Below are 15,743 nucleotides of genomic sequence, written 5' to 3' on the forward strand. Positions count from 1 at the left end.
GCTCCGCGGCCGCGCGCGAGCCGAGCGGGACGGGGGCCTGGACCGCCCGATGACCAGGGGCCGACCAGGGTGTCCAGGCCCGCGCGTCCCCGGTGTCAGAGGGCCTGGACCGCGGGCTTGAGGACGTCCTCGCACCACTGGCGGAAGCTGGTGGGGGTGTCGATCGCGTGCTGCGGCGTGCGGGCGATCGCGTCGTCCAGGCCGTTCTCCTTGGCCTCCATCATGTCGAGCATGCCCTGGATCATGGCCGCGGACATGCCGCGGCCGGCGAGCCGCTCTTCGAGAGCCCCCGCGGGGATCTGCCGGTACCGGACGGGGGTTCCGAGCACGTCGGAGATCGTGGCGGCCATGTCGTCGTAGGACAGGTCCTCGGGGCCGAGCAGCGGTATCTCCTCCCTGCCGGTCCACGTCTCGTCGAGGAGCAGGCGGGCGGCGACGGCGGCGATGTCGCGGGTGGCGACGATGCGCAGCCCTCGGTCGGGGGAGACCACGTCGAAGAACAGGCCCTGCTCCTTGATCGGCTGGACCTGCCGCAGCACGTTGTCCATGAAGCCGGACGCGGCCAGCGCGCGGAAGGCGACGCCGGTGCCGGCGATCAGGTCGTCCATGGCGAGCGAGGCGGTCACGAACCCGGCCTTGGCCGCGTGGGGGGTGTCGCGGCCGAGTGCGCTGACGTCCACGACGCGCTTGACGCCGAACCTGCGCATCGCCTCGGCCGCGGGCCGGGTGAAGCCCTCGAACGCGTCGTCCAGAGAGGCGGCGCGCGGATCGGGCGGCAGCAGCCAGAACACGGCGTCGGCGCCGTCGAAGGCTCGTGCGACGACCTTCGCGTCGCCGTGCGACCCTTGGACGACCTCGGCCCGCTCGCGGACGCCGGCGGGCAGCTTGGCCGGATCGCGCGCGACGACCCGGACCGGCCGGCCGGCGGCGAGGACGCGGTCGAGGACCTGGTGCCCGATGTTTCCGGTGGGAGCGGTTATGACGATCATGCCTTCCCTCCAAGGGTGGCGGGGCAAGAAGTAAACTCTACCGTACCGTTTATTTTTGAGGACGCAACCCGATGAGCCGAGAGAGTGCGTCGCCGGCGCGGGGCCGGCAGCGGCGGGGCGAGGAGCTGCGCCGCCACATCCTGTTCGTGGCCAAGGACGTGTTCCTGGAGACGGGCTACGAGCGGGCGTCGATGGACACCGTCGCCGCGCGCGCCGGGACCTCCAAGCGGTCGCTGTACGCGCACTTCGAGAACAAGGACAAGCTGTTCCTCGCCGTCCTCAGCCTCGTCCGCGAGCTGTACCTGGTCAAGCTGAAGACCCCGGACGACTACGCCGGCGACCCGGCGGAGGCGGTGGCCCTGTTCTGCGGCCGGTTCCTGCAGCTGATGACGTGGGAGCCCCAGGTGCGGACCTGCCGCCTGTGCATCGCCGAGGCCGAGCGCCTCCCCGGCAGCGCACGCGCCTACTTCGACGGCATCTTCGCCACCACCCGGGAGATCCTCACCGCCTACCTGGCCGAGCACTACGACCCGGACTCGGCCTCCCTCGCGGAGGACCTGCTCGCCCGCACCGTGCTCCCCCGCCTGTTCCGCACGCTCCTCAACATCGAGGAGGCGGTCGGGGACGACCCCGCCGAGGAGGCCCTCCCCGAGGCCGTGGACCTCGCGGCGATCCGCCGGCTGGTCTCGGCGACGCTCGCCGGCTGACCCGGCGGCGAGCCGGCGATGCGCTCGCGCCGGCGACGGGCTCCCGCCGATCGTTGGTTCGGCCAACAATGTGTTATCGTTGGTCGAGTCAACGTTGGTCGATCCAACAATTAGCCGGGAGCTGAGACATGATCAAGCCGTTCCGCATCGACGTCCCCCAGGCCGACCTCGACGACCTGGCCGACCGGCTCTCCCGCACCCGATGGCCCAACGAGGTCGCGGACGCGGGGTGGGACTACGGTTTCCCGCTGGCGCGGCTGCAGGAGCTGGCCGAGTACTGGCGCACCGGTTACGACTGGCGCGCGCACGAGGCCCGGCTCAACGAGCTGCCGCACTTCACCACCGAGATCGAGGGGCAGAACATCCACTTCGTCCACGTCCGGTCGGCGAAGCCGGACGCGCTCGCGCTGATCCTCACGCACGGCTGGCCCGGCTCGTTCGTGGAGTTCCTCGACGTGATCGAGCCGCTGTCGCGCGACTTCCACCTGGTGATCCCGTCCATCCCGGGCTACGGGTTCTCCGGGCCGACCCGCGAGCGCGGGTGGGGCGTCCCCCGGATCGCGCGGGCCTGGGCCGAGCTGATGCGCCGGCTCGGGTACGAGCGGTACGGCGCCCAGGGCGGCGACTTCGGGGCGGGCATCTCGCTGGCGCTCGGCGCGGCGGCGCCCGAGCAGGTCGCCGGGGTGCACGTCAACTACCTGCCGACCCGGCCGGACCCGGACGCCGGAGTCGAGCTGTCCGAGAGCGACGAGGCGCGGCTGGACAAGATCCGGCAGCTGATGGCGAACCGGCCGCCCTACCAGGCGCTGCAGGCCCTCACCCCGCAGACCGTCGGCTACGCGCTGACCGACTCCCCGGTCGGCCAGCTGGCCTGGATCGCCGAGCGCTTCGCGCAGTGGACCGGCCCGGACACGCCGGTCGACGACGACCGGATGCTGACCGACGTCTCGCTGTACTGGCTGACCGCGACCGCGGCCTCCTCGGCGCGGCTGCACCACGACGCCCCGCGGGGGCAGGTCGCGCGGTGCCGGGCGCCGGTCGGCGTGGCGGTGTTCGCGCACGACATCACCCAGCCGGTGCGCCCGCTGGCCGAGCGGCTGTACGACATCAGGCACTGGTCGGAGTTCGACCGCGGCGGCCACTTCGCCGCGATGGAGGTGCCGGACCTGTTCGCCGGGGACGTCCGGGACTTCTTCCTCACCCGGGCCGGGGCCGGGTGAGCGTCAGACCTCGATGACGACCTTGCCGGGGACGCCCTTCTGCTTGGCCGCGAACGCCTCCCGCGTCTCGGCCAAGGGGCGGACGGCGCCGATGTGGGCGCGGAGCCGGCCCGCCTCGGCCCGCTCCGCGAGTTCGGCGAGCTGGTCGCGGTTCGGTTCGACGATGAAGAGGACGGCGCGTCCGCCCGCGGGCTCGACCGGGGGCGGCGCGGTGATCGAGACGAGCGCGCCGCCCGGCTTGACCTTGGCGGCGGAGCGGGCGAGGAGGTCGCCGCCGATGGTGTCGAAGATCAGGTCGACCGGCTCGACGGCGTCCTCGAAGCTCTGCCGCTCCAGGTCGACGAACGTGTGCGCGCCCATCTCGATCGCGACGTCGGCGGCGCGGCCCCGGCCGGTGGCGATGACGTGCGCGCCGGCGTCGCGGGCCATCTGGACGGCCAGGCTGCCGGTGGCGCCTCCCCCGCCGTGCACGACGACGGTCTGCCCGGATTCCAGGCCGCCGTGGACGAACAGGGCCTGCCGGCACGTCAGCCCGGCGAGCGGCAGCGCGGCCGCGTCGGTGAAGGTCAGCGAGTCGGGCAGCCGGGCGAGGTTGCGGGCCTCCACCGCGACGTATTCGGCGGCCGCGCCGTCGCGGTGCCAGTCGGTCAGGCCGAAAACGCGGTCGCCCACGGCGAACCCCGTGGTGCCGTAGGCGACCTCGGTGACCACGCCGGCGACGTCGTGCGCGGGGATCGACGGCGTCCGGTCGCGTCCGGCGCGGTCGACCCAGGTGCCCGGCCAGTCGAGCTCGTCCGGCACGAACCCCGCCGCGTGCACCCGCACGACCACGTCCCCCGTGGCCGGACGCGGGTCGGGCGCGTCCTCCAGAACCAGCCCCTCGCTCCCGCCGCGCTGATGGATGCGTACGGCCTTCATGATCCCCCCTCACCACCGCCCATCGACGGCGGCCGAACAGCGTCACCGTTCGCTCGCCCCGGTCCACCGGGAGGTAGAACGGGATGCCCGCGCGCGTACCCGGTCCGCTCGGCAGACCGCGGCAACGGGGCCTTGCGGGATCAGCCTACGGCTTTCGGCTCGGCGGGCAGATAGAACGTGTCCGAGTGGGCACGGTTTGGCTATGGATGAGCGATTCACCGGACGCGGGGACGTCCAGGAGCTGTCGGACTTCGAGCTCGTCGTGTACGAGACCGTGGCGGAGATCGACAAGGAGCGCGGCGCGGCCGACTTCGAGACCATCGGGGCGCTCGTCGAGGCGCCGGAAGAGGATCTGTGGGCCGCGCTCGGCCATCTGGTGTCGATCAACCACCTGCACTCGACCAGCCGGGGGTACGTGCTCGGGCCGCACGACTGGGCGCCCTGACCGTCCCGCTGGATGGGAGGGCCGGTGAGGCGCGCGGCCGGCGCGCGGCACGATGGCCCGGAAACCCCGGGACGCGTGTGGGAGGCCGCCGGAATGGAGCTCGTCGACACCGAGGAACAGCGGGCGCTGCGCGACGCGCTGCGGCGCTTCTTCGCCGACCGGTCCCCCGCCGCCGAGGTGCGGCGGCTGATGGAGACCGCCGAGGGCCACGACCCGGCCGTGTGGGCGCAGATGGCCGGGCAGCTCGGGCTGCAGGGGCTCGCGATCCCCGAGGAGCACGGCGGCGCCGGGTTCGGGATGCGGGAGCTGGCCGTCGTGTTCGAGGAGATGGGGCGGGCGCTCGTGTGCGCGCCGTTCCTCGCGACGGTCACGGCCGCGGCGGCGCTCCAGGCCGGGGAGGGCGGGCACGGCCTGCTGCCCGGCATCGCCGACGGGTCGGTCGTCGCGACGCTGGCCGTGGCCGAGGACGGCGGGTCCTGGGATCTCGCCGACGTCGGGGCCGCGTTCGAGGACGGCCGGCTGCGGGGCGCCAAGAACTTCGTCCTGGACGGGCACATCGCCGACCTGGTCCTCGTCGCGGCGCGGGACGAGGACGGCGTCGGCGTCTACGCCGCGGAGGACGTGCCGCGGACGGCCCGGACGCTCCTGCCGACCCTCGACCAGACGCGCAAGCTGGCCCGCATCGAGCTCGACGGCGTCCCGGCGCGGAAGGTCGGCGGGGAGGACGCCGCCCGGCGGGCGCTCGACGTCGCGGCGGTCGCGCTGGCCGCCGAGCAGCTCGGCGGCGCGCAGCAGACCCTCGACATGACCGTCGAGTACGCCAAGGTGCGGCACCAGTTCGGCCGCCCGATCGGCTCGTTCCAGGCGGTCAAGCACCGGTGCGCGGACATGTTCGTGCTGGTGGAGTCGGCGCGGTCGGCGGTGCTGCACGCGGCCGGCGTCGCCGACGAGAGGCCGGGCGAGCTGCCGGCCGCCGCCGCGCTGGCGAAGGCGTACTGCTCGGACGCCTACTTCCGCACGGCGGGCGAGGCCATCCAGCTGCACGGGGGCATCGGGTTCACCTGGGAGCACGACGCGCACCTGTACTTCAAGCGCGCCCAGGGGTCGCGGCAGCTGTTCGGCCCGCCCGCCCTGCACCGGGAGCGGCTGGCCGCGCTCGCCGGGCTCACGGGTGCAGCCGCAACCCCTTGAGGACCTTGTCCACGCCGTTCTTCGGGCCGTGCACGGCGAACCCGACCAGGGGCATCTCCCCGGCCGCGACCGCGCGGACGGTCGCGCGGTTGGCCTCGTCGTGGCCGGTCTTGAACATGTCCTCGATGTAGACGGCGGTGTCCATGCCGCGGGCGAGGGCGCGGCCGTGCGCCTTCACGATCGCTTCGGCGCCGGCCTCGTAGACCAGGACGGGCTGCCGGAACATCGCCAGGTACCGGTTGCCCGACGCGTCCTCGTACGGCTCGCCGATGAGGCCGGGCACCCCGCCCGCCACGCCGCCGGCGAGGAACGCGGTCACGTTGAGCCGCTGCCACGCGGCCAGGTCGTCGCGGACCACGATCCCGATCTTGGTGTCGAAACGCATGCCGCCCAGGGTGGCGCGCGGGAGGCCGCCCCGTCTTGAACGCTGGTGCGGTCCCGGCCGCCGCCGCGCCACACTGGACGCGTGGACTGGAGCAGGTACTGGCGGGCGCCCGACCGCCCCCTGGAGGCGATGCACGCCCACTTCGAGCGGCACGTCTACCACCGGCACAGCCACGACACGTACTCGTTCGGCGTGACCGAGGACGGCTACCAGGCGTTCCGCTGCCGGGGCGGCGCCCACACCAGCGCGGCCGGGATGGTCATCGCGTTCAACCCCGACGACCCGCACGACGGCCACGCCGCCGACGAGCTGGGCTTCACCTACCGGATGGTGCACATCGGCCCGGAGCTGGTGTCGGACGTCCTGGCCGACATGGCGGGCGGGAGGACCGGGCCGCCGCTGTTCGCCTCGCCCGTCATCGACGATCCCGTCCTCGCGCGGAACCTGCGGAACCTGCACGCGGCGCTGCTCGGCGGGGCGCCCGCCCTGCGGCGGGACGAGCTGCTGGCCGCGACGGTCGGCTCGATGGTCGACCGGGCCGCCACCCGGCGGGTCACCGCCGGGCGGGCCGGCGGGGTCGTCGAGCGGGCCAGGCGGTACCTCGACGAGAGGTACCTGGACGACGTCGGCGCCGGCGAGCTGGCCGAGGCGGCGGGATGCAGCCGGTTCGCGCTCTACCGCGGGTTCCGGCGGGCGTACGGGATGGCGCCGAGCGACTACCAGCGGCAGCTCCGCCTCCGCGCGGCCCGGCGCCTGCTCGCCGGAGGCGGCGCGATCGGGGACGTGGCGGCCCGCACGGGGTTCGCCGACCAGAGCCACCTGACGCGCTGGTTCGTCCGCTGCTACGGCGTGTCGCCCGGCCGCTTCCAGCGCGCCGGTTAGGAAGAATGCCCGGTATGAAACGGGCGAGCGGGGCGATGTTCGGGCTGGCGTACGGCGACGCGCTGGGGGCGCCGACCGAGTTCCTCACCATGGAGCAGATCGGGCGGCGCTTCGGCGACCGCGGGCCCGCGGGGCTCGACGGCGACCCCGCGCTCGTCACCGACGACACGCAGATGGCGATCGCGGTCGGCCTCGGGCTCCTGGACGCCCTGGCGAACCCGCCGCTCACCCCGGACCTGATCACTCCCATGTGGCGGCGGCGCTTCGTCGACTGGCTCAACAGCCCGGACAACAACCGGGCGCCCGGCAACACGTGCCTGCGCGCGTGCCGGGACCTTGAGGCCGGACGGCCCTGGGTGGAGGCGACCGTGGCCGGCTCCAAGGGCTGCGGCGCCAACATGCGCGTCGCCCCGGTCGGCCTCGCCCCCGGTCTGACGGACGAGACGCGCGCGGGCGCGTCCCAGCTCCAGGCCGCCCTCACCCACGGGCACCCGACCGGGCTCGCCGCCAGCGAGCTGACCGCGTTCGCGATCCGGTGGCTGGCCGACGGCATGGATCCGGCCGACCTCCCCGGGGCGCTCCGCGCGCGGTGCCACGGCCAGCGCGGCGTCTACCACGAGCGGTGGCTCGCCGGCCTGTGGCGGCGGTCCGGCGCCGACGCTCCGGAGACGTTCATCGCCCGCGGCTGGGACGACTGCCTCGGCGTCCTCGACCGCCTGGACGAGGCCGTCCGGCGCGGCGACCGCGCGTCCGACCCGTGCGAGGCCACCGGCGCGGGCTGGGTCGCCGAGGAGGCGCTCGCCACCGGCCTGCTGTGCTTCCTGCTGTTCCCGGACGAGCCGGTCGAGGCGATCCGGCGCGGCGCCGCCAGCTCCGGCGACTCCGACTCGATCGCCTGCCTGGCCGGCGCGTTCGCCGGCGCCCGCCTCGGCATGGACGCCTGGCCCGCCGGCTGGGCCGCGCGCATCGAGTACGCCGATGACCTGGCGCGGATCGGCGGGGCCTGGGACTGATCCGCGGCCGCCTCAGGTCGCCGACCAGCCCGTCCACCCGTCGATCGTGATCGCGATGACCGGGCCCTCGGGCGGGCGGTCGCGGTACTGGGCGTAGCGGTCCGCGAGAAGCCCGACGGGCCCGGCCATGCCCGCCGCGTCCGCGACGATCCGGGCGGCGCCGTCCACGCGGACCCACCACAGCCGGGACCAGTCGTCCTCGTAGTGGTCGGCGAGCAGCGCCACGCGCGGGTTGGCGCGGACGTCGGCCAGCCTCCGCAGGTCGCGGGTGCTCTTCGGCTTGTGGTCGACGGCCGTGTAGACGCTGCCCCGGTGGACGGCGAACGTCACGGGGACGATGTGCGGGCGCCCGTCCTCCCCCACGGTCGCCAGGCGCACGACCGGGACGGCCGTCAGGAGGCGGCGCGCCTCGTCCGGCGAGAGCTTCGGCACACCGCCAGCCTGCCACGTTCAGTCCTTGAAGTCCGGCGGGCGGTGCTCCTTGCGGGCCCTGATCGCCTCCTCGAAGTTCTGCGTCGTCAGGCGGACGTAGAGCTGCGCGAGCCCCTCCTGGCCCATGTGCGCGTCGAGGCTCGCCGCGTCCAGGCCGGACCACAGCATCCGCTTCGTCAGCTCCACGCCGGGGCGGCTGAACGCGGCGATCCGCTCGGCGAGGTCGTAGCAGGAGTCGAGCAGCTTGTCGCCGGGGACGACGCGGGACAGCAGGCCGATGCGCTCGGCCTCGGCGGCGTCCACGTCCCGTCCCGACAGCATCAGCTCGAAGGCGCGGGACGAGCCGATCGCGCGCGGCAGCAGGTAGCTGAGGCCCAGCTCGCTCGCCGTCAGGCCGTTGTTGATCCCGGCGGCGCGGAAAAGCGCCGTCTCCGAGCCGATCCTGATGTCGGCGGCCAGCGACAGGCACAGGCCGCCGCCGATCGCCGGGCCGTTGACCGCGGCGATGACCGGCTGGTGGACGCGGCGCATCGCGCGGACCACGTCGTCCAGCAGCTCCATCGAGCGCAGGGCGATGGTGGGGAGGGTCAGGCCGTCGATGCCGGGAATGTCCCCGGGGTTCTCCAGGTCGGCGCCCGAGCAGAAGCCGCGCCCGGCGCCGGTGACGACGACGGCGCGGGTGCCGTTGTCGAGGCTCACCTCTTCCAGCGCCTCGCGGAACGGGACCATCACGTCGAACGCCATCGCGTTCATGCGCTCGGGGCGGTTGAGCGTGATGAGGGTGATGTGCGGGCGCGGCTTGTCGATCAGGACGAAGGGCAAAGCGGGCCTCCCGGAGTGAACCTAACAAGCGTTAGGTTACACGCGCGGGAACTCCGGGGGCGCGAGGCCGCGCTCGACCACCTCCGCCAGCTCGGCCTCGGTCAGGACGCGCGGCTCCCCGATCGCCTTGGCCCGGACGTAGACGCCGCACAGCCATTCCAGCAGCCGCGCGTTCTCGTACGCCTCCTCCAGGTCGCGGCCGATCGTGACGCCGCCGTGGTTGGCCATCAGCGCGGCGCGCTTGCCGCCCTCCATGGCCGCCCGGACGTTCTCCGCCAGCTCGGGCGTCCCGTAGGTGGCGTACTCGGCGACCTTGACCACGCCGCCCAGCAGCAGGGTGTTGTAGTGGATCGGCGGCAGCTCGGACATGGTCGCGGCCACGACGGCGCCGTAGGTCGAGTGCGTGTGCACGATCGCCGCCGCCGGGGTCGCGGCGTAGAGCGCGAGGTGCATGGGCGTCTCCGACGATGGCGCCCGCTCGCCCTCGACGAGCTGCGAGGACAGGTTCACCACCGGGCAGTCGGCGGGCTCCATCCGGTCGAGCATCATCCCGGCGGGCGTGACCGCGACGAGGTCGCCCGCCCGGACGCTGATGTTGCCCGACGCGCCGGTGACGAGGCCGGTCCCGGCCAGCCGCCGGCCGGTCTCGCACAGCTCACGCCGTTCATCCTTCAACAACATGCGAATACCTCTCACGTTTCCCGGTCTCCACCGCGTACGCTACGGCCCTGACGATCACCGGGCCCCCCGTCCGAGGTGTTCCGCCGACCGGCGCCCGCCGTGTCGACCGAGGCCGGCAGGGGCCCGCCAAGGGGCCGGTCATGACCGTTGTCACACTCGGCGCGCACATCCTGGACGTGCTCGCCCGTCCCGTCGAGGGCATCCCGGACGGGCAGGACACCGTCGTGGTGGAGCAGATCCGGGTGACCGCCGCGGGCGCCGCGGCCGGCACCGCCGTGGCGCTCGCCCGCCTCGGCAACGACGTCATCTCGGTCGGCGCGATCGGGGACGACGACCTCGGCGACCTGCTCGTCACGATCATGACCCGGAACGGGGTGGACGCGACCGGCCTCGTCCGGCGGACGGCCGACCAGACGAGCGCGTCGATCCTGCCGATCCGGCCGGACGGGGGGCGGCCCAGCTTCCACGTCCCCGGCGCCAACCTGACCCTCGGCCCGGGCGCGGTCGGGCCCGGCCTGCTCAGCGCGGCGGGCGTCGTGCACCTCGGCGGGCCGGACGTCACGTTCGGGCTGAACGACCCGGCGTTCTTCGCGATGCTCTCGGCCGCGCGCGGCGGCGGCACGGTCGTCACGATGGACCTGCTGTCCAACATGCCCGACCTGCTGGCCGGCGCCGCCGCGTTCCTGCCGTACGTCGACCACTTCCTGCCGAACGAGGAGCAGGCCGCGGCGATGACCGGCGAGGCCGATCCCGAGAAGGCCGCCCGGACGCTGCTGGAGCGCGGGCCGGGCACGGTGATCGTCACGCTCGGCGCGGACGGCAGCCTCGTCGCGACCGCCGGGGGCGTCCACCGGCTGCCCGCCCTGCCCGTCGAGGTGGTCGACACCACCGGCTGCGGCGACGCGTACTGCGCGGGATTCATCACCGGGCTCGTCCACGGGCGGGACGTCCTGGAGGCGGCCCGCTGGGGCACGGCGGCCGCGGCGACCGTGGCCCGGGGGCTCGGCTCCGACGCGTGCCTCACCGGACTGGACGCCGTCCTCGCCCTCCTGGACTAGATCTTCTGCTTCCGGCCCGCCCAGTACGGGTCGCGGAGGAGGCGCTTGTAGAGCTTGCCGGTCGGGGTCCTCGGCATCCGGTCGACGAAGTCGACCGAGCGCGGGGCCTTGTAGCCGGCGAGCGAGGCCCGGACGTGCTCGATCAGCTCGGCGGCGAGCGCGCCGGACGGCTCGGCGCCGTCGGAGAGCTCGACGGCGGCCTTCACCTGCTCGCCGAACTCCTCGTCCGGGATGCCGAACACCGCCACGTCCCGGACGGCCGGGTGGGTGATCAGCACGCCCTCGATCTCCGCCGGGTAGATGTTCACCCCGCCGCTGATGATCATGTCGATGGCGCGGTCGGCGAGGAACAGGTAGCCGTCCGCGTCCAGGTAGCCGACGTCGCCGGTGGTGAACAGCCCGTCCGCGCGGTGCACCGAGCGGGTCTTCTCCTCGTCGCCCCAGTACTCGACGTCGTCGCCGCTCGTGTACCGGAAGTAGATCTGGCCGGGCTCCCCGGCCGCGGCGGGCTCGCCGTCCTCGCGCAGGATGTGCACCTCGGTCGTCGGCAGCGGGCGGCCGACGCTGCCGGGCTTCTTCAGCCACTCCTCCGCGGTGATCACGCTGTTCACCGACGCCTCGGTCGAGCCGTAGTACTCGTGGACGATCGGCCCGAACCAGTCGATCATCCGCCGCTTGACCTCGGGCGGGCAGGGCGCGGCCCCGTGCCAGACGGCCGCCAGGGCGGCCCCGCCGAACGCCGCGCGCACCTCCTCGTCCAGCCGCAGCAGCCGGACGAACTGGGTCGGGACGAGATGGACGTTGGTGATCGCGTGCTCGTCGATCAGCCGGAGCGTCTCCGCCGGGTCGAAGTCCCGCCGCATCACCACCGAGCGCCCCCGCAGCAGGAACACCAGCGACCAGAGCCACTGCGCCGAGTGGTAGACGGGCCCGACGAGCAGCGAGCGGCCGCCCTCCGGGATCCGGAGCAGCTCGGCGAACACGTCGCCGACGAGGCTCGCCGTCTCGATCGGCGCGCCGGCGCCCAGCTGCTTGCGGCTGACGCCCTTCGGGCGCCCGGTGGTGCCCGACGTGTAGAACATCGGGAAGCCCATCACCGGGTCGGCGATGTCCCCCTCCGCGCCCGCCGCGAGGAACTCCTCGTACGGGGTGAAGCCCTCGACCGGGCCGCCGAACGCGACGCGGGCGGCGAGGCCGAGCCCCTCGGACGCCTCCCGCGCCACGTCGCCGAACGCGTCCTCGGAGAACAGCGCCCGCGCGCCCGAGTCCGCCAGGACGTAGCGCAGCTCGTCGGCCGTCCAGTGCCAGTTGACCATCACGTACCGGACGCCGATGTGGCCGGCGGCGCACATCAGCTCGAAGTACTCGCGCCGGTTGCCGGAGTGGACCGCGATCGCGTCGCCGGTGGCGAGGCCCAGCCCGCGCAGCGCGTCCGCCAGCCGGCCGGTTCTGGCGTCCAGCTCCCGCCACGACGTCGTGCCGCGTTCGTCGGTGATGGCGGGTTCCTCCGGCCTGGCGTCTGCGTACGGGCGGAGCAGTGCGGCCATCGGCCACCTCCTGGGAACGCGGCGGAGTCCTGATCTGCGACTCTAGAGCCGGTTCGCCGGGAAGGCCAGGTCAGCGGCTCAGCGGGCGGTCCGCGCGACCGGGGCGCCGTAGAGGACGGCGTCGGCGGCGCCGGCCAGCTGCTCCAGGCGGAACACCTCCGTGCGGTGGAACGGCGGCGCGCCCGTCCGCGCGGCGACCAGCGCGACCGCGCCCATGGCGAGCGGGCAGACCGCGTACTGGGTGCCGTCCGGCGCGGTGAACGCGCGCGGCCGCAGCGGCTCCAGGCCCGGCAGGTCGGCGCCGGACACCCCGCCCGCGCTCGCGTGCACGAGGACCGCGCCGCCCCCGGCCACCGGCTCGGCGAGGCCCGCCCAGTCGGCGCTCAGCAGGGCCGGGACGGCGTCGGCGAGGATCTCCATGCCGCGCTCCGGGACGGCCCCGACCTGCCCGATCACGGCGGCGTCGGGGAACGCGCCCTGCGGTTCCAGGGTCGGCCAGATGCCGACGACGTCCACCCCGTGGACCGATCCAAGGCCCTCCATGAGCCGCTCGATGCCCATGCCGGCGGGCCACGCCACGGTGAAGTCGTCCATCGCCCGGCCGCTGCCGCGCTCCAGCACCGCCATCTGCACCACGTCGGCGCCCGCCGCGCCAAGGGTGCGGGCCACCTGCCCCAGCGAGCCGGGGCGGTCGGGCAGCCGGACGCGTATCCGCAGCAACATCGGGCACCTCCAATTCTCCCGCCGGGACGTCCCCGGGAGGCCCCCAGCTTCGGCGACACCCGTTTCCCCGGTGTTACCCGTAGGTGTCATCCAGAGAAAACGGAGCCGCAAGTCGGTGCTGGAATGACGGGTACGGGTCAAACTAGAGTCCAGACAAGGTCATCATCAGACCCTGCCGTACGCATGCCGTCCAGCATTAAGGTAACTCCACGTGTCGAGGGACGGGGAACCCCCAGTGAACGCCTTTCATCCTCGGCCGCCCGCGCAAGGTGACGCCGCCTGCGACCGGCCGGATGAAAAGTGCTCAGTCAACCAGGGAGCCGGGCCGGAGGCGGCCACCGCCGGGGACGAGGCGGCGGGCGCGGCGGGCGGCGCGGCGGCGGGCGCGGCGCCGGCGATCGCGGGGGACGCGGCGGGGGACGAGGCCGACGAGGCGTTCCGCGCCGACGTCCGGGACGCCCTCGCCGGGCTGGCGGCGCGGCTCGACCGCGAGCACGAGCGGGCGGCGCACCGCGAGGCCGTCATCGACCGGCTGCACGAGGAGAACCAGCGGCTGCGCCGCGGCGAGCTGCAGGGGATGCTGGAGCCCGTCCGCACCGCGCTGTACCGGCTGCACGACCAGGCGCGCCGCGAGTCCGACCGGCTCGCCTCGCCCGACCTCGCCGAACCGCCCGACCCGCGGCGGACCGCGCAGCTGCTGGCGGCGCTCGCCGACGACGTCGCGGACGCGCTGGCGCGGCTCGGCGTCGAGCGCTTCACGGTCGAGCCCGGCGCGCCCTACGACGCCGCCCGGCACCGCCCCGTCGCCGTCACCCCGGTCGCCGACCCGCTCGCGGACGGCACCGTCACCGCCGTCCAGTCCGACGGGTTCGAGCAGGGCGGGAAGGTGCTGCGCAAGGCGGCGGTCAGCGTCGGCAAGCTCGCCGCGGATGCGGACGGGGACGCGGACGCCGACGGGGACGCGGACGCCGACGCGGACGCGGACAGGGGCGCGGACGCGAGCGCGAACGGATCGGGGTCCGCGGTCAAAACCGTCCCAAGTCACCGCGAGGGGGCGGAACGCGGCGCGACTCTTGGAACCGGACGCGCACACAACTCAGGACTCGGGACCGACAGGTGAGAGGGACATGGCTGTCTACGGGATCGACCTCGGAACCACGTACTCCTGCATTGCCTCCATCGACGATGTAGGGCGGCCCGCGGTCCTGCGGAACCTGGAGGGCACCGACACCACGCCGTCCGTCGTCTTCTTCGAGAGCGGCGAGAACGTCGTCGTCGGCGCCACCGCGAAGGACACCGCGGTGCTGGAGCCCGACAACGTCGTCAGCCTGATCAAGCGCGACATGGGCCGGGACGTGACGCGGCCGATCCACGGGATCGACTTCACGCCGGAGGAGGTGTCGGCGTTCATCCTGCTGAAGCTGGCGACGGACGCGCGCACCACCACCGGCGAGGACGCCCGCGACGTCGTCATCACCGTCCCGGCGTACTTCGGCGCGGCCGAGCGCGACGCGACCCGCAAGGCGGGGCGGATCGCCGGGCTGAACGTCATCGACATCGTGTCCGAGCCGATCGCCGCCGCGATCACCTACGGCGTCCTCAACCCGGAGACCGACCGCACGATCCTGGTGTACGACCTGGGCGGCGGGACGTTCGACACCACCGTGATCGCGCTGCGCGACGGGCACATCGAGGTCGTGTGCACCGACGGCGACCACGAGCTGGGCGGCGCCGACTGGGACGCGCGGCTCGTCGAGCACCTCGCCGAGCGGTTCCGGGAGGAGCACCCCGGCGCGGGCGACCCGCTCGACGACAAGCAGACCGAGCAGCAGCTCCGCCGCGACGCCGAGGACGCGAAGAAGGCCCTCACCACCCGCACGTCCCACACCGTCCGGGTGATGCACGGCGGGCGGGTCGCGGCGGTCGAGGTGACGCGGGAGAAGCTGGAGGAGCTGACCAAGGACCTCCTCGACCGCACCGTGGAGATCACCGGCCGGACGCTGGCGACCGCCGCCGAGAAGGGCGTGCACGACTACGACGACCTCGTCCTCGTCGGCGGGTCCACGAAGATGCCGGTGGTCGCGGCGCGGCTGGAGACCGAGCTGGGCCTCACGCCCCGCCTCCAGGACCCCGACCTCGCGGTCGCGAAGGGCGCCGCGCTGTACGCGTTCGAGGAGACCTACCGGCGGCTCGTCCGGGAGGGCGCCGCCGAGCGCGCGGAGGAGATGGCGGCGCGCGCCGGCCTGTCCGCCGAGCAGCAGAAGCAGATCGCCGGGCGGCAGATCAAGACGGTCGCCTCGCACGCCTTCGGGATCGTCGTGGTCGACCGGGAGACCGGCGCCGAGCACGTCGCGCACCTCGTGCACGCCAACGACGAGCTGCCCGCCGCCAAGACCGAGGACTTCTTCACCGTCTACGACGACCAGACGTCCGCCGACATCCGGGTCATGGAGCAGGCCGGGGTCGTGGAGTCCGCCGACCTGATCGACAACACCGAGATCGCCACCGGGGAGATCCGCGTCCCGCCGGGCAAGAAGGCGGGCTGGCCCATCGGCGTCACGTTCGCGCTCGACTCGTCCGGGCTGCTGAACGTCACCGCGGTGGAGAAGGAGACCGGCGAGAAGCTGGAGCTGAAGGTGGACGTCGGCGGCATGTCCGAGGAGGAGGTCGAGCGCTCCCGGAAGGCCCTCTCGCGGGTCCAGGTCAGCTAGCGCCCGCCCGATCCCTGGA

Annotated in this window: 17 protein-coding genes; 9 read left to right on the plus strand and 8 right to left on the minus strand. The window is 73.8% G+C overall.

The features are described 5' to 3' along the window. Positions 1–95: 95 nt before the first annotated feature. Positions 96–989, minus strand: coding sequence for an NAD(P)H-binding protein (locus ACIWVC_RS17600; RefSeq protein WP_396448781.1), 894 nt, complete (start codon positions 987–989; stop codon positions 96–98). A gap of 71 nt (positions 990–1,060) precedes the next feature. Between ACIWVC_RS17600 and ACIWVC_RS17605 the strand changes: the two genes are divergently transcribed. Both ACIWVC_RS17605 and ACIWVC_RS17610 read left to right on the plus strand, forming a co-directional pair. Then, on the plus strand, positions 1,061–1,696 hold the full coding sequence (locus tag ACIWVC_RS17605; RefSeq protein ID WP_396448782.1) for a TetR/AcrR family transcriptional regulator: 636 nt from the start codon (positions 1,061–1,063) through the stop codon (positions 1,694–1,696). A 128-nt stretch (positions 1,697–1,824) separates the two neighbouring features. Then, complete coding sequence (locus tag ACIWVC_RS17610; protein ID WP_396454334.1) at positions 1,825–2,916, plus strand: epoxide hydrolase family protein; 1,092 nt, start codon at positions 1,825–1,827, stop codon at positions 2,914–2,916. Between the two features lie 3 nt (positions 2,917–2,919). Here the strand turns inward: ACIWVC_RS17610 and ACIWVC_RS17615 are convergent, their stop codons facing one another. Next, on the minus strand, positions 2,920–3,834 hold the full coding sequence (locus ACIWVC_RS17615; RefSeq protein WP_396448784.1) for an NADP-dependent oxidoreductase: 915 nt from the start codon (positions 3,832–3,834) through the stop codon (positions 2,920–2,922). 202 nt (positions 3,835–4,036) lie between these two features. On the opposite strand from ACIWVC_RS17615, the gene ACIWVC_RS17620 reads away from it, so the two are divergent. Both ACIWVC_RS17620 and ACIWVC_RS17625 read left to right on the plus strand, forming a co-directional pair. Next, positions 4,037–4,279 (plus strand): hypothetical protein, encoded by a 243-nt coding sequence (locus ACIWVC_RS17620; protein ID WP_396448785.1) that lies wholly within the window; start codon positions 4,037–4,039, stop codon positions 4,277–4,279. 93 nt (positions 4,280–4,372) lie between these two features. After that, a complete protein-coding gene (locus ACIWVC_RS17625) occupies positions 4,373–5,470 on the plus strand; it encodes an acyl-CoA dehydrogenase family protein (RefSeq protein WP_396448786.1) in 1,098 nt (365 codons plus the stop codon). Here ACIWVC_RS17625 and ACIWVC_RS17630 read toward each other — a convergent pair. Then, complete coding sequence (locus tag ACIWVC_RS17630; RefSeq protein WP_396448787.1) at positions 5,445–5,855, minus strand: DUF2000 family protein; 411 nt, start codon at positions 5,853–5,855, stop codon at positions 5,445–5,447. The two genes, ACIWVC_RS17625 and ACIWVC_RS17630, sit on opposite strands and share 26 nt — an antisense overlap. Positions 5,856–5,936: 81 nt before the next feature. Here ACIWVC_RS17630 and ACIWVC_RS17635 point away from each other — a divergent pair, with 81 nt between their 5' ends. Both ACIWVC_RS17635 and ACIWVC_RS17640 read left to right on the plus strand, forming a co-directional pair. Then, entirely contained in the window at positions 5,937–6,737 is an 801-nt protein-coding gene (locus tag ACIWVC_RS17635) for an AraC family transcriptional regulator (RefSeq protein WP_396448788.1), read from the plus strand. Between the two features lie 14 nt (positions 6,738–6,751). Then, positions 6,752–7,750 carry an ADP-ribosylglycohydrolase family protein gene (locus ACIWVC_RS17640; RefSeq protein WP_396454335.1) on the plus strand — a complete coding sequence of 333 codons (999 nt, stop codon included), beginning with the start codon at positions 6,752–6,754 and terminating at the stop codon, positions 7,748–7,750. Positions 7,751–7,762: 12 nt separating this feature from the next. Here the strand turns inward: ACIWVC_RS17640 and ACIWVC_RS17645 are convergent, their stop codons facing one another. The 3 genes from ACIWVC_RS17645 to ACIWVC_RS17655 are packed head-to-tail and all read right to left on the minus strand — an operon-like array spanning position 7,763 to position 9,685. Next, positions 7,763–8,182 carry a TIGR03668 family PPOX class F420-dependent oxidoreductase gene (locus ACIWVC_RS17645; protein WP_396448790.1) on the minus strand — a complete coding sequence of 140 codons (420 nt, stop codon included), beginning with the start codon at positions 8,180–8,182 and terminating at the stop codon, positions 7,763–7,765. An 18-nt stretch (positions 8,183–8,200) separates the two neighbouring features. Further along, complete coding sequence (locus tag ACIWVC_RS17650; RefSeq protein ID WP_396454336.1) at positions 8,201–9,004, minus strand: enoyl-CoA hydratase; 804 nt, start codon at positions 9,002–9,004, stop codon at positions 8,201–8,203. A 36-nt stretch (positions 9,005–9,040) separates the two neighbouring features. Next, positions 9,041–9,685: a class II aldolase/adducin family protein gene (locus tag ACIWVC_RS17655; protein ID WP_396448792.1), complete on the minus strand. Its 645-nt coding sequence runs from the start codon at positions 9,683–9,685 to the stop codon at positions 9,041–9,043. 140 nt (positions 9,686–9,825) lie between these two features. On the opposite strand from ACIWVC_RS17655, the gene ACIWVC_RS17660 reads away from it, so the two are divergent. Then, on the plus strand, positions 9,826–10,743 hold the full coding sequence (locus ACIWVC_RS17660) for a carbohydrate kinase family protein (protein WP_396448793.1): 918 nt from the start codon (positions 9,826–9,828) through the stop codon (positions 10,741–10,743). Here the strand turns inward: ACIWVC_RS17660 and ACIWVC_RS17665 are convergent. Further along, positions 10,740–12,290 carry an AMP-binding protein gene (locus tag ACIWVC_RS17665; protein ID WP_396454337.1) on the minus strand — a complete coding sequence of 517 codons (1,551 nt, stop codon included), beginning with the start codon at positions 12,288–12,290 and terminating at the stop codon, positions 10,740–10,742. The genes ACIWVC_RS17660 and ACIWVC_RS17665 overlap by 4 nt on opposite strands. A gap of 78 nt (positions 12,291–12,368) precedes the next feature. Further along, positions 12,369–13,013, minus strand: a complete 645-nt coding sequence (locus ACIWVC_RS17670) for an ACT domain-containing protein (RefSeq protein WP_396448795.1) — start codon at positions 13,011–13,013, stop codon at positions 12,369–12,371. A gap of 235 nt (positions 13,014–13,248) precedes the next feature. On the opposite strand from ACIWVC_RS17670, the gene grpE reads away from it, so the two are divergent. Both grpE and ACIWVC_RS17680 read left to right on the plus strand, forming a co-directional pair. Next, positions 13,249–14,133 (plus strand): nucleotide exchange factor GrpE, encoded by an 885-nt coding sequence (gene grpE, locus ACIWVC_RS17675; RefSeq protein WP_396454338.1) that lies wholly within the window; start codon positions 13,249–13,251, stop codon positions 14,131–14,133. Between the two features lie 7 nt (positions 14,134–14,140). Beyond that, positions 14,141–15,724 carry an Hsp70 family protein gene (locus tag ACIWVC_RS17680; protein WP_396448796.1) on the plus strand — a complete coding sequence of 528 codons (1,584 nt, stop codon included), beginning with the start codon at positions 14,141–14,143 and terminating at the stop codon, positions 15,722–15,724. The last annotated feature ends 19 nt before the right edge of the window (positions 15,725–15,743 follow it).

It is taken from the genome of Actinomadura sp., from assembly GCF_044508335.1.
Lineage (GTDB): Bacteria > Actinomycetota > Actinomycetes > Streptosporangiales > Streptosporangiaceae > Spirillospora.

Bases quoted from the DNA above. Each gene is read 5' to 3' on its own strand.
- ACIWVC_RS17630 (WP_396448787.1), bottom strand. From the start codon at position 5,855: ATGCGTTTCGACACCAAGATCGGGATCGTGGTCCGCGACGACCTGGCC.
- ACIWVC_RS17625 (WP_396448786.1), top strand. From the start codon at position 4,373: ATGGAGCTCGTCGACACCGAGGAACAGCGGGCGCTGCGCGACGCGCTG.
- ACIWVC_RS17660 (WP_396448793.1), top strand. From the start codon at position 9,826: ATGACCGTTGTCACACTCGGCGCGCACATCCTGGACGTGCTCGCCCGT.
- ACIWVC_RS17640 (WP_396454335.1), top strand. From the start codon at position 6,752: ATGAAACGGGCGAGCGGGGCGATGTTCGGGCTGGCGTACGGCGACGCG.
- ACIWVC_RS17605 (WP_396448782.1), top strand. From the start codon at position 1,061: ATGAGCCGAGAGAGTGCGTCGCCGGCGCGGGGCCGGCAGCGGCGGGGC.
- ACIWVC_RS17665 (WP_396454337.1), bottom strand. From the start codon at position 12,290: ATGGCCGCACTGCTCCGCCCGTACGCAGACGCCAGGCCGGAGGAACCC.
- ACIWVC_RS17610 (WP_396454334.1), top strand. From the start codon at position 1,825: ATGATCAAGCCGTTCCGCATCGACGTCCCCCAGGCCGACCTCGACGAC.
- ACIWVC_RS17680 (WP_396448796.1), top strand. From the start codon at position 14,141: ATGGCTGTCTACGGGATCGACCTCGGAACCACGTACTCCTGCATTGCC.
- ACIWVC_RS17620 (WP_396448785.1), top strand. From the start codon at position 4,037: ATGGATGAGCGATTCACCGGACGCGGGGACGTCCAGGAGCTGTCGGAC.
- ACIWVC_RS17670 (WP_396448795.1), bottom strand. From the start codon at position 13,013: ATGTTGCTGCGGATACGCGTCCGGCTGCCCGACCGCCCCGGCTCGCTG.
- ACIWVC_RS17615 (WP_396448784.1), bottom strand. From the start codon at position 3,834: ATGAAGGCCGTACGCATCCATCAGCGCGGCGGGAGCGAGGGGCTGGTT.
- ACIWVC_RS17655 (WP_396448792.1), bottom strand. From the start codon at position 9,685: ATGTTGTTGAAGGATGAACGGCGTGAGCTGTGCGAGACCGGCCGGCGG.
- ACIWVC_RS17600 (WP_396448781.1), bottom strand. From the start codon at position 989: ATGATCGTCATAACCGCTCCCACCGGAAACATCGGGCACCAGGTCCTC.